Annotated in this window: 10 protein-coding genes; 7 read left to right on the top strand and 3 right to left on the bottom strand. The window is 44.2% G+C overall.

The genetic code is table 11. The annotated features are described in order from the left end of the window. Positions 1-135 precede the first annotated feature (135 nt). From DW793_RS05700 to rnr, 7 genes are all read left to right on the top strand, one after another. A complete protein-coding gene (locus tag DW793_RS05700) occupies positions 136-492 on the top strand; it encodes a helix-turn-helix domain-containing protein (RefSeq protein WP_118157320.1) in 357 nt (118 codons plus the stop codon). A gap of 131 nt (positions 493-623) precedes the next feature. Continuing rightward, positions 624-1,028: an ImmA/IrrE family metallo-endopeptidase gene (locus DW793_RS05695; protein WP_118157319.1), complete on the top strand. Its 405-nt coding sequence runs from the start codon at positions 624-626 to the stop codon at positions 1,026-1,028. 696 nt (positions 1,029-1,724) lie between these two features. Beyond that, the gene (locus tag DW793_RS05690) at positions 1,725-2,891 is read left to right on the top strand and encodes a serine hydrolase domain-containing protein (protein ID WP_118157318.1); all 1,167 of its coding nucleotides are present in this window, start codon (positions 1,725-1,727) and stop codon (positions 2,889-2,891) included. A gap of 18 nt (positions 2,892-2,909) precedes the next feature. Further along, entirely contained in the window at positions 2,910-4,346 is a 1,437-nt protein-coding gene (locus DW793_RS05685) for a DUF389 domain-containing protein (protein ID WP_117897297.1), read from the top strand. Positions 4,347-4,430: 84 nt separating this feature from the next. After that, positions 4,431-4,685, top strand: coding sequence for a preprotein translocase subunit SecG (secG, locus tag DW793_RS05680; protein WP_022287545.1), 255 nt, complete (start codon positions 4,431-4,433; stop codon positions 4,683-4,685). Between the two features lie 64 nt (positions 4,686-4,749). Beyond that, entirely contained in the window at positions 4,750-5,511 is a 762-nt protein-coding gene (locus DW793_RS05675) for a GNAT family N-acetyltransferase (protein ID WP_118157317.1), read from the top strand. Positions 5,512-5,526: 15 nt separating this feature from the next. Continuing rightward, positions 5,527-7,638, top strand: a complete 2,112-nt coding sequence (gene rnr, locus DW793_RS05670) for a ribonuclease R (RefSeq protein WP_118157316.1) — start codon at positions 5,527-5,529, stop codon at positions 7,636-7,638. A gap of 288 nt (positions 7,639-7,926) precedes the next feature. On the opposite strand, the gene DW793_RS05665 is transcribed toward rnr, so the two are convergent. From DW793_RS05665 to DW793_RS05655, 3 genes are all read right to left on the bottom strand, one after another. Beyond that, positions 7,927-10,338, bottom strand: a complete 2,412-nt coding sequence (locus tag DW793_RS05665; protein WP_117905427.1) for a glycogen/starch/alpha-glucan phosphorylase — start codon at positions 10,336-10,338, stop codon at positions 7,927-7,929. A gap of 519 nt (positions 10,339-10,857) precedes the next feature. After that, the gene (locus tag DW793_RS05660) at positions 10,858-11,763 is read right to left on the bottom strand and encodes a DUF368 domain-containing protein (protein ID WP_353845133.1); all 906 of its coding nucleotides are present in this window, start codon (positions 11,761-11,763) and stop codon (positions 10,858-10,860) included. A gap of 15 nt (positions 11,764-11,778) precedes the next feature. Then, positions 11,779-12,648, bottom strand: coding sequence for a hypothetical protein (locus tag DW793_RS05655; RefSeq protein ID WP_118157315.1), 870 nt, complete (start codon positions 12,646-12,648; stop codon positions 11,779-11,781). Positions 12,649-12,654 lie beyond the last annotated feature (6 nt).

Genomic DNA, 12,654 nt, shown 5'->3' with positions numbered 1-12,654 from the left:
CAAAGCACTATGTTCTATTTCTGATAACTGCTGATTAAAACAACATCAACAATTTAGGAAAACTTTTTTGAAAAATCACTTGACAAAGTTAAATTGATGTGATATAATAGTATCATCGAAGGGAGGGCGTAAAAGATGTTGACAGAAATCGGCAAGTTTCTCAGAAGATATCGTATTGACAATGGTCTCCTACTTAAGGATATGGCTGGTAAAGTTGGAGTTACATCAGCCTACTTGTCTGCTGTTGAAAATGGCAAGAAACGACCAACCGAAGATTTAGTGGGTAAGATCATAAACGCTTACGATTTGGATTCGGAAAAGGCAACAGAGCTTAAGGAAGCTTATTTCCGGAGCGTAAACGAAATCTCAATTAGCACAGCAGGGTATTCGACCGAGCAAACAAATTTGGGACTTATCTTTGCACGGAAGATTGACTCGCTTACAAGTGATGAGATTAACAGTTTAATTAAAATTCTTGATAGTAAGAGGTGATCAGTATTGAGTCAATTCATCGCAAAACCGATGAGCACAGATGACATTTTACATTTGACCAACAGACTTCGCAGAAACTCAACTTATACGATCGTACATATTTTCCGATTGTTGAGTTCATAGAAACTGTGTTGCCTGAAATAGACCCAAAATTTTCGTATTTATATGTTGCTAAAAATGAGATGCCCGATACATACGCATATTTTGATAACGTAGCAAACAGTATTGTCGTCCGTGAAGATGTTTATGATAGAGCGTTAAATGGTAGTGGACGTGACAGGTTTACGTTGGCACACGAGCTAGGGCATTATGTTCTTCATAGTTCAGGTGTGCAGTTGTGTAGGAGTGACGGCGGACGTGTTGTTACATATTGTGATCCAGAATGGCAGGCTAACACATTTGCAAGCAAATTGCTTATGCCGGATCATCTGATATACACGCTGACACCGTCAGAAATTTCAAAAGAATTTGGCACGTCTTATCAGGCAGCAGAAATTGCTCTATATAAAGCAAAAAAAGCCAAGCTCGCAACTTGACTTTTCATACCACTTGCTATCGAAACTGTGTTTGTCAGCAATGTATTCTCAACAATTACATTATATCATAGTTCTTTCGAGTTTGCAAGGGGTTTTATAAACTTTTTTTGCAAAGGGGGAATGTCTATGTACATTTTCACGGCGTATATTACGTCGAAAGATGGACGCAGACTCTATGCTAAACAGTATGGCATGAAGGCGTTCCGTATCTGGATTGATGACGACATGGTAAAAAATTAATATAGACAGTATGTGAGCTGACAACATACTTCTGCAATAGTTTAAACAGCCGTCTCGGAGTGATCTGAGGCGGCTGATTTTGCGTACACGAATTATACACGATAAAGCTGAATTGTAAATATATGCTTGTGAAATGTGGAACAAATGAAATGGCTTAAATGACGTAAATGCGTGGTTTACAAACAATTTTATAAAGCAATAAAAAGCGGTGTAAAGTGGTGTATTTAATCTCTCCATCTCCGCCAGCAGGGGCGTGCCCCTGCACCCAATCCGCTATCATTTATGGTAGCGGATTTTTTTGCTCCCGCCCATAGGTATGATACGCTGGGAGGGGTTTGATGCTCGCCGTGACGGGCATTGTCCGTCATGGCTTTTTGTTGCCACACAAAATCTTGCATTTCCACCCGAACTGTGTTATAATCCTATATATCAAACATCATAACACGGAGGTCTATCATGTACGAAAATTTTAAATATCTCGACGCTGTTGCACAAAGAGAGATAACCAAGGGTGTTTTCTCAGGCTCAGTTCTCAGCGTTATCCATAAAGGCGAAACTGTCTATCTCAAAAGCTTTGGTCTTGCTGACAAGGAGAAAAATATCCCTATGAAAACTGACAGCATTTTCAGACTTTTTTCTATGTCAAAGCCTGTCACAGCCGCTGCCGCAATGATACTTATCGAGCGTGGTCTGCTCGACACTCGTCACCTGCTCAAGTGGTTTATCCCTGAGTTTTCCGATCCTGTGGTCCTTGATGAGAACGGTGAGCGTCCTGCCGACAGAGATATAACCATAGGCGACCTGCTCACCATGACTTCCGGTATCCCTTATCCTGACGGCACTCCTGCAGGTCAGAAAATGGGTGCGCTTTGGGGCGAGCAGTCTGAAAAATATCTCAAGGGCGAAAAGCTTCTGGATACTGTGAGCTTCGCAAAGGAAATGGGCAAGCGTCCTCTTATGTTCACCCCTGGAGAGAAGTGGATGTACGGTGCATCTGCTGACATCATGGGTGCTGTTATCGAGGTGGTTTCCGGCATGAAGTTCGGAGATTTTCTTAGAAAAGAGATCTTTGAACCTCTCGGTATGAACGATACAGGCTTTTATATCCCGGCGGAAAAATACAGCCGACTTGCCCAGTGTTATGAATACAAAAATGGCGGAAACGAGCCGTTCACTCACTTCCACCTTTGCCTTACTGATTACACCGTACCTCCTGCCTTTGAGTCGGGCGGAGCAGGTCTTGTTTCCACTGTAGAGGACTATGCAAAGTTTGCCAAAATGCTTATGAACAAGGGCGAGCTTGACGGCGTGAGGATACTCGGCAGAAACACGGTCGATTTCATGACAAGAAACGGTCTTACACCTGAACAGCGCAAGACCCTTAACTGGGACAGCACAAAGGGTCACGGCTACGGTAACTTCATGCGTATCCTTGACGACCCTTCCGCCGCAGGACTTATACAGTCAGAAGGCTCTTTCGGCTGGGACGGCTGGATGGGTTGCTATTTCAGCCTTGACCCAAAAGAACAGCTCTGCATACTATATTTTATCCAGCAGACAGGCGCAGGCACTACCGATTCTGCAAGGCGTTTGCAGAACATCGCATGGGGTGCGGTAAAATAAGCAGAGGAGGTCTGAGATTTGAAATTACAGGAAGGCAGATTTATACAAGGGCTTAGAAATATGTTCAGTCTGCGCTGGGATATGGCTGACCCTGATGAGATACATAATACGATAATATCTGGCGCAAAGCTTCAGGGTACTAATATGTGTATCCTTATGCTTGCAATACTTATAGCCTCCATAGGTCTGAATATGAACTCCACCGCCGTTATAATCGGTGCTATGCTCATCTCGCCTCTTATGGGCGGCATAACAGCCATAGGCTACGGAATAGCCACAAATGACCTGACTCTTTCAAAGGGTGCGGCAATAAGACTTTGCATACAGGTGGTCATTTGCCTTATCACCTCGACTATTTACTTTACTATCTCACCTATCACCACAGCCTCCTCCGAGCTTCTCGCCCGAACGACCCCTACAGCGTGGGACGTTCTTATTGCCCTTTTTGGCGGACTTGCCGGTATAATAGGTCAGACCCGTAAGGAGAAAAGCAATGTTATCCCAGGCGTGGCTATCGCAACAGCACTCATGCCGCCGCTTTGTACCGCAGGCTACGGCTTGGCAAGACACCGCCTTGACTATTTCGGCGGTGCATTGTATCTCTTTTTCATAAACAGCTTTTTCATCTGCCTTGCGGCTATCGTTGTACTGAAGCTTTTAAGGCTGCCTCACGGCAACGATATTTCCCCGAAGGCTTTGAAAAAGATACACAGAAATATCGCTTTTATCACAGTTATTACCATGCTGCCTAGTATTTATCTTGGCTATGATATTGTGAAAAAGACAATGGATAACAGCAGTGCAGAGAAGTTTATCACCGAGAATTTTGACTTTGACGGCACTCAGATAGTGCAGAAAACTATAGATACCGATAAACGTATGATAGAAGTGGCACTTCTTGGCAAAAAGATAAGCACTGCCGATACAAAGGCGCTTCAAAGCGAGCTGAAAGCTTTCGGATTGGGAGATTATAAGCTTGTGATAACACAAACCGAGGTGGAAAGCGGTGTTACCGCTGACGAGGTCGAAAAGATGCTTGAAAAGAACGCCGACGATGAGGAAACACAGAACAAGGTGGCACAGGTGCTTGCGCAGAAAGAAAACGACGACCTTAAAGCCGAGAATGAAAATCTGAAAGCACAGCTTGACAGCTATCAGAGCTATGATATAGACATGAGCGATATCGCCGAGGAGCTTGCTATCGTTTATCCAAACATAACAGGTGCGGCAGGCGGTCACATGAGCAGTCATTCAGTAGGCTCCCCCACAACAGTTAATGGCGTAACAGTGGTGCTATATGAGAACAAGGCTCTTACCGATGAACAGCTCAAAACTGTCACAGAGCTTCTGAAAAAACGTCTTGACGTGTCAAACGTCACAGTTATCCAGCAGGTGGAGAAGCAGAAAGATACCACCTCAAAGGCTGAAAGCACCGATAAAAAGAAAAAGAATTGAAAAAATTCTGAAAACCCCTTGCAATCTGAGAAGATGTGTGCTATAATATATTAAAATGTATAATTATGTTTTGGAGGAACAAAAATGAGCGTAATTGAGATCGTTGCAGGCGCACTGCTGATCGTAGCCAGCCTCGTTATCATACTTGTAGTTCTTGCGCAGGACACCAAAGAGCAGGGTCTTACATCTGCTATCGGCGGTGGATATAACGATTCTTTCTATGGAAAGAATGGTTCAAACACCAAGGACGCTAAGCTTAACAGACTGACAAGGATAAGTGCGATACTGATATTCGTGATAACTCTTGCTGTAAATATTATTTATCAGATCAAGAAATAATTACCCGCCCTGCTCCGTGCAGGGCTTTTTCTTTGCAGAAAGTAAGAATGGGGAAAAGAATGTAATGAAATGTGCAGACGGTGTAAAGAATAAGATAAGACCGCTTTTTGCGGATCTTTATGACTCGCTGATGTTTTCATATTTTGACGGCATTTTCGGCAATGCCTTTTGCGACGATACCACCGCACCAACTGCGGCGGTCATATGCTGCGGCGACTTTTATTTTGCCGCAGGTGACAAAAGCTTTGGGGCTGATATGCTCAAATTTTGCAGCGATAACAAAAACGCAGTCATAGTTCCTGACAGCGAGGAGCTTGCAAAAGCCTTGTGTGCCTGCGACGGACAGCTTAAAATAGTCAAAAGATATCACACCTGTCCGCCTGAAAACGACTTTGATACCGACAAACTGCGTGAAACATTATCAAGAGTACAAAATATGGGACAGCTTAAACTGTCAATGATAGATGAAGAACTTTATAAGAAAGCCTTGGCAGAGCAGTGGTCGGAGTCCTTTGTATGCAATTTTAAAGACTTTGCGGACTTTTCAGCCCATGGCTTTGGCTTTGTGCTCACTGATAATGGCAGGATAGTCAGCGGAACTTCTGCGTTTTCATACTACGATAAAGGCGTTGAGATAGAAGTTTCAACCCGTAAAGAATACCGTCTGAAAGGTCTTGCACAGATAACTGCGGCGGCGTTTTTGCTGGAATGTGTACGCCGTGGGCTTACACCTCACTGGGACGCACGAAATCTCACCTCGCTTTCAATAGCACAGAAAATGGGCTTTGTGTTCAGAGATGAATACATAGCGTTGGAATATAAGTAAAAAGAAAGGAAATTTATGAAGTTAGATTACAGAAAAATAATATATTCAAAGTTAAAAAAAGCAGGCAAAAAGCCGCTGACTTTCAAAGAATTGCTGAGATCATGCAGAGGAAAGGGCTTTGAGTTTGAAAAATTTACAAAAGCCGTTGACAAAATGAAGAAAAACGGCGAGATAATGGAAGACAAATTCGGCATAAGGCTCGTTGACCCTAAGAAATTTGTCAAGTGCGAGGTGGTAAGGCTCAACAAGACCTATGGATTCGTGAAAAATCTTGACACTGACGAGGAAATTTTTGTTGTGGGCAAGTACCTCAAAGGCGCAATGCCACACGATATCGTCCTTGTGAGAACCTTCAAGGGCGAGGGAGCTTGCACCGAGGGCGAGGTCATGAGCATTGTGGAGGAGAATTTTGCTAAGTTCACAGGAGAGCTTGTGAGCGAGTTCGGAGTGCTGAAAATCGTTCCTGATATGCTGTCAAAATATGCAATGACTTTTGAAAACCCTATGAGGCTTGAGCTACATGAGGGTGATAAGGTGGTGGCACAGGTCACAAAGCGTGGAAACAGGCACTCTGAACACGTCTGCGAGATAGTTTCAAGCTATGGAAGCTCCATGAAAGCCTCTGCCTGCGCAATGAGCGTCCTTGAGGTCAATGGTCTGACCCCTGTTTTCCCAAGCGAGGTCATCTATGAAGCTAGGGAAGTGTCCGATTATTCAAGGATAAAAGAGGAGATACCGGGCCGCCTTGACCTCCGTGACAAGCCGATATTCACCATTGACGGCGCAGATACAAAGGATATCGACGACGCAATTTCTGTTGAACGAACCAAAACAGGTTATCTCCTTGGTGTTCACATTGCCGACGTTTCCCACTATGTTCAGCCAAAGTCACAACTGGATAACGAAGCTTTCAAACGTGGCACAAGCGTTTATTACGCAAACCGAGTTATACCAATGCTCCCAAAGGAGCTTTCAAATGGTATCTGCTCCCTTAATCCCCAGGAGGACAGACTCGCGTTCTCATGTCTTTGTGAGCTTGACAAGCAGGGCAATATCACCGAGTATAAGTTTGCAAAAACTGTTATCCGCTCCCGTGTAAAGGGCGTGTATTCTGAGATAAATTCACTTTTGGCAGGCAGTGACGATGCTGAACTTAAAGAAAAATATGCCGAGGTTTCAGGTCAGCTTCCTATTATAAAGGAGCTTGCGGATATTTTGTATAAAAACAAGAAAAACCGTGGATGTCCTGAGCTTGAAACCTCTGAGAGCAAGCTTATCATCAATGACGAGGATATCTGCGTGGGCGTTGAGAGGCGTACCCGTGGAAGAAGCGAGGAGATAATAGAGGACTTCATGCTTGTTGCAAACGAGTGTGCCGCAAGATTTGGCATGGATAATAACCTGCCGTTCGTTTATCGTATCCACGAAGAGCCGTCAGACGAGAAGCTTGAATCCCTTAGAGAAGCCCTTGTCAAGCTCAACGTCCAGTATAAGCTGGGCGAAAAGGCTTGCCCTGGGGATATGTCGGAGATACTCAAAGCTGCAAAGGGTACTGATATCGACCTTATCATGAACAATATCGTACTGAGAAGTATGTCAAAGGCAAGATATTCCACCGAGCCTGTAGGTCACTTCGGTCTTGCGCTGGAGGATTACGCCCACTTCACTTCTCCTATCAGACGTTACCCTGACCTGACTATCCATAGAATAATGTCAGCTTTTCTCGGTGGCAGCAGTGCAGAGGAGTGCGCCACAAAGTTCAACAAATTCGTTTACGCCTCAGCCGACCAGTCCACAAAGACGGAGCTTACCGCAATGCAGGTGGAGCGAAGCTGTGAGGATTGCTACAAGGCTGAGTATATGAACGCCCATATCGGTGATGAGTTTCAGGGAACAGTGGTTTCAGCCGTTGAGTTCGGTCTGTTTATCGTACTTCCTGACACCTGCGAGGGACTGCTCCACACGGACAATATGCCTGACGGTGAGTATGTCTGCGACGATATGGTGAGCCTGAAAAACCTTACAAACGGAATGGAATATCGTGTGGGCGACTCTATCAGAGTAAAGGTGATAAACGCAAATGTAAATTCGGGCAAGATAGATTTTGCACTTGCTGACGAGGACTAAAATATGCTTATATAAGAAAAATGGCGGTCTTGCACCGTCATTTTTTTTTGCAATTCTGTAGGGGCTGGCGCCCTCGACAGCCCGCTTTTCTCGCACGTCACTATTTATGTTGATTTTCACATTGTATAAATATTGCACAAACAATGTAGGGGACGGCGCCCCCGACGTCCCGATATTCTCGCCCGTTATGTCGCCCTACAAATCTATGGCTTTATGAATTGCATATATGTACAAAAAAATCGGACAGCCGCACCAAGCAACTGTCCGATAATTTTTTGTATTAATAAATTACTTTGAAAGACCCCAAATATCTCTAGCGTAGTCCTCAACAGAACGGTCTGCGGAGAAAATGCCTGCACCTGCAATGTTTGCAAGGCTCATCTTCTGCCACTTTGTCTGATCCTTGTAGCACTCAGAAGCGTAAGCCTGAGCCTTCTGGTAAGAATCGAAGTCCTTGAGAGCCATGTATGGGTCAGAGTTCTTCAGGCTGTCAGCGATCTCATTGAACTGCTGTCCGTTGATGCCGTACTGAAGTGTGTCGATAGCCTGCTTAACAACTGTGTTTGAGTTGTAGATGTCCATAGGCTTGTAGCCTGACTTGCAAGCGTTTACCTCGTCAACGTTCATACCGAAGATGATGATGTTGTCGTCTCCTACCTGCTCGTGTATCTCAACGTTCGCTCCGTCAAGAGTGCCAAGTGTGATAGCACCGTTTATCATAAGCTTCATGTTACCTGTACCTGAAGCCTCTGTACCAGCAAGTGAGATCTGCTCAGAGATGTTTGCCGCTGGCATGAGTATCTCAGAAAGTGATACGTTGTAGTCCTCAAGGAAGATAACGTTGAGCTTCTCGTTGAGCTTCTTATCCTTTTTCAGCTCCTGAGAAATGTTCCAGATAAGCTTGATGATCTGCTTTGCCATGTAGTAGCCAGGAGCAGCCTTTGCAGCAAAGATATATGTCTTTGGTACAAAATCAGCGTTTGGATTAGCCTTGAGGTAATTGTACTGTGCTATGATGTTCAAAGCGTTGAGCTGCTGTCTCTTGTATTCGTGAAGTCTTTTTACCTGAACGTCAAAGATAGAATCAGTGTTGAGAACAACGCCGTACTGATTCTTTACATACTTTGCAAAACTCTTCTTGTTGTCAAGCTTGATCTTTGCAAGTCTGTCAAGAACGTCCTTGTCGTCCTTGAATACAGCAAGCTTTGAAAGCTCAGCGGCATTCTTGAGGAAGCCGTCGCCTATCTTCTCGCAAAGAAGATCTGTCAGACCCTCGTTTGACTGATAAAGCCATCTTCTGTATGCGATACCGTTTGTAACGTTCTTGAACTTTGTTGGTGTGTCAAGATACTCGTCCTTGAATGTTTCCTTCTTGATGATCTCAGAGTGTATCTTTGCAACACCATTTACGCTGTGGCAAGCGTGTACGCAAAGTGTAGCCATTTTCACCTTGTTGTCCTCAACGATAGACATATGTGAAACCTTAGCCTGATCCTTGTATCTCTCCCAAAGATCCTTGCAGTAACGCTCGTTTATCTCGATAATGATAGAGAAGATTCTAGGGCAAACGCTCTTGAGGAGGTTGCAGTCCCACTTCTCCAAAGCCTCAGGCATTACTGTGTGGTTTGTGTATGCAAATGTGTTTGTAACGATGTGCCAAGCCTTGTCCCATGAATAGCCGCAATCATCAAGAAGAACTCTCATAAGCTCTGGGATAGCAAGTGTAGGGTGAGTATCGTTGATGTGGATAGCTACCTTTTCGTGGAGGTTGTCAAGTGTGCCGTAAACGCTCATGTGCTGGTTTACGATATCGCCGATTGAAGCAGCGCAAAGGAAATACTGCTGTCTGAGTCTGAGTGACTTGCCCTCTGCGTGATTGTCGTTAGGATAAAGCACCTTTGTGATAGCCTGTGAAATTATGTTCTTGCTAAGAGCCTTCTGATAGTCGCCCTGATTGAACATTGACATATCAAAGTCAGCCATTTCAGCTTTCCAAAGTCTGAGCTTTGAAACAGCTTCGCTGTTGTAGCCTGATACGAACAGATCGTATGGAACAGCCATAACTGATGTGTAGTTCTCGTGAGTTACGCAGTGATACTGATTGTCCCAGTATTCCTTAAGCTCGCCGTCAAAACGAACCTCGACAGCCTTTGACGGAACAGGAACGAGCCATACAGAGCCGCCCGGGAGCCAGTTGTCAGGAAGCTCGGTCTGCCAGCCGTCCTCCAGCTTCTGCTTGAAGATACCGTATTCATAGCAGATAGAATAGCCTGTAGCATGATAGCCGTCGGCAGCAAGAGCGTCAAGATAGCATGCAGCAAGTCTTCCAAGACCACCGTTTCCAAGACCTGCGTCAGGCTCGCACTCGTAAATGCCGTTTATAGAAATGCCCATGTCCTTAAGGACCTTTGTAGCCTGCTTCTGCATTTCAAGGTTATAAAGAGAAGTTTTAAGGCTTCTTCCCATAAGAAATTCCATTGAAAGATAGTAGACCTTCTTCTTGCCCTCAGACTGAGTTTTAACAGTGAACTTTCTTCTCTTAGCTTTAAGAATGCCTACAACGATCTTTGACAGAGCCTCGTATACCTGCTGGTCGGAAGCGTCCTCAGGTGTTGTCTGGAAATCGTTGTGAAGAACGTCAAGAAGCTTTTCTTTAAGTTCCTGCGTGGAAATTGTTTTTTCTACAGCACTATTTGCCATAAATCTTTACCTCCTATATACTTTCAAGCCGAGCTTTGCGCTCTGCACCTTTATAACTATATTGGCGAAAACGTTTAAGAAACAAGGATAGTTTTCACCCATTGAGGGGATAGCACGCCCCTGCTCCTGATAATTATACCACAAGCCGACAATTTTTGCAAGAAAAAATGCCAAACGCCCCAAAAATTTAAACACTTTTTACATAGGGCAGGCGTATGATTTGTAGAAATCATAGACGTTGATATGCTATTTCTGCAATAGCTGTCATATTATGTTTGGAATATAATACAGGATATAGTATTTGCCTAATTTTATTATATGGTATAGTTGCATAATTGTCAAGGCGTTCAATTGTATAAAATGCTGATTTTGGAAGAATGAACAGCAAAATGGGGCAGTAGGGGCGGTAGTTTTTATATAATCACAAGAATATGAATTTGCTAGGTGGGCATATAGGCCATATGATATGTGTTTGAATAAAAAATCAGGACAGCCTTAACCGTCCTGATAACAAAAGTTCTATTCTTCTTCTATCTTTTTCTCAGCCTTTGCAAGCTGCTTCTTGTCAAACACGCTCTTTGCTACCTGAATACCGAACACTATCGCCGCACCGATGATAAAAAATACGATGCTGAATGTGCCGAAGGACATAGGGTCTTTAGGCTCTTTAAGCGTTGTAGGACCTATAACTATGGCGTACAGTGAGCCTATCATCATGCCGATAACGCAGTAGATAGTCTGGCTTCTGAACTTTTCAAGAGCCTTTTTGATAAGCCTGAGGGTAATAAACACCCCAAGGATAATGCCAATACCCAAAGAGCAGAGAAGTCCGAAATACTCGAAATTCAGATGAAGAAACTCTTTTATTCCCGTGATAACAGGCATATAAAGACCGAATGTGAGAAGTATGGTGGAGCCTGAAATGCCGGGAAGCACCATTGCAGATATTGCGCACATTCCTGCAAGAACAACGAATATCACTGTGCCTATATTCATGTGAGAAACGTCAGCTCCGCTGCCGGAGGGATTTATAAGGGATATTCCCACGACTATTGCAATGCCGATAACAGCCCATACGATGTTGTAATATTTGCCCTTAATGCTCTCTTTTTCTTCCATTATCATGACCGGTATCGCCAGAATGATAAAGCCCAGAAACAGCGAGCTTACCTTGTAGATGCCGCTTTCAAACACGTTGGCAAGAACGCTTACTGCAAGAAGCATACCGATCACCCAGCCCACGCCAAGCTTTATAAGAAAGAAAAATGCTTTTTTACGCTTTGCATTGTCACGTCCCATAATGTCGTTAAGGGAATTTATGAAGCTGTCATAAAAGCCCAGCAGGAATGCTATAGTTCCTCCCGAAACTCCAGGGACACTGTCCGCAAGAGCCATGCAAAAGCCTCTGAGTGCGTTTATTATCATACTTGTTTCTATGCCTTAAAAGGCATATCCTCCTTCCGTGGTGTTGTCTGCTTTCGTATCAGCAGACTTTTCTTTTGTTCTGATGTAAGCTTTTTCTACCTGTGTCATCAGCTTTCCAAGCTGTGCTTCCTGCTTATCGTCACTAACGAGCGCCGCACTTTTTTCAGCCGAAGCCTTTGCCGCTCTCACATTACCCTGAGCGAGAAAACACTCGCCCTTGTAAAGCTCACAGTTGCACCGAAGCGTTTTGTCAGCGTCACGGCTTTTCTCTGCGCTGTCAAAAAACTTCACCGCCGCTTCAAAGCGTTCGTTGAAATATTCCAGCAGACCAAGTGTGAAAAGCATTTGCCCATTGCGTTTACCGAGAAGACCTCGCTTGAAGTAATGCTCTGCCGAAACAAATATCTCGTTTGCCTGAGAAATATCTCCTGACATGAGTCTGCCGTAAAGAAGCAGTTCAAAATACTTGTTCTGATCTGAGGGGGTAAGCTTATCAAAAGCTATACGGTCAAGTGTGAGAAAACAGTTTTCAAAGCGTTTTTCTGAAATGTAAACAGCGGCAAGCTTCAAAAGCCCGTGACCCTTATCCTTGTTCTGCCTGAGAAGATATTTTTCAAGAAGCTCAAAATATTCGTCACAGCCGCCCTTTTTAGCGTAGAGCCTTTCGAGCTTTTTTATTTTGAATACCCATATGAAAAGCCCTGCAAGCTCGACGATGCACAGTAATATAAGACAAAGAGGAAGCGCTCTCATAAAAACGTTTATGCAAAACTGCGCTCCATAGCGACAGCCCTTTGAAAGCCATGCAATGCACATCACAGCATAACTCAGCACCAGGCTCAATGCGGCAATGAGCCACAAGGTCCTTATAACGCCTTTATGCACCTTGCT

Origin of the sequence: Ruminococcus sp. AM31-15AC (assembly GCF_003462045.1) — a bacterium.
GTDB lineage: Bacteria > Bacillota > Clostridia > Oscillospirales > Ruminococcaceae > Hominimerdicola > Hominimerdicola aceti.
Note: the sequence above shows the minus strand (reverse complement) of the source record. Positions and strands in the feature narration are given on the sequence as shown.

Excerpts from the sequence above, each read along its gene's own strand:
- DW793_RS05675 (WP_118157317.1), top strand. The coding sequence starts at position 4,750 with ATGAAATGTGCAGACGGTGTAAAGAATAAGATAAGACCGCTTTTTGCG.
- DW793_RS05665 (WP_117905427.1), bottom strand. The coding sequence starts at position 10,338 with ATGGCAAATAGTGCTGTAGAAAAAACAATTTCCACGCAGGAACTTAAA.
- secG (WP_022287545.1), top strand. The coding sequence starts at position 4,431 with ATGAGCGTAATTGAGATCGTTGCAGGCGCACTGCTGATCGTAGCCAGC.
- DW793_RS05690 (WP_118157318.1), top strand. The coding sequence starts at position 1,725 with ATGTACGAAAATTTTAAATATCTCGACGCTGTTGCACAAAGAGAGATA.
- DW793_RS05660 (WP_353845133.1), bottom strand. The coding sequence starts at position 11,763 with ATGATAATAAACGCACTCAGAGGCTTTTGCATGGCTCTTGCGGACAGT.
- DW793_RS05700 (WP_118157320.1), top strand. The coding sequence starts at position 136 with ATGTTGACAGAAATCGGCAAGTTTCTCAGAAGATATCGTATTGACAAT.
- rnr (WP_118157316.1), top strand. The coding sequence starts at position 5,527 with ATGAAGTTAGATTACAGAAAAATAATATATTCAAAGTTAAAAAAAGCA.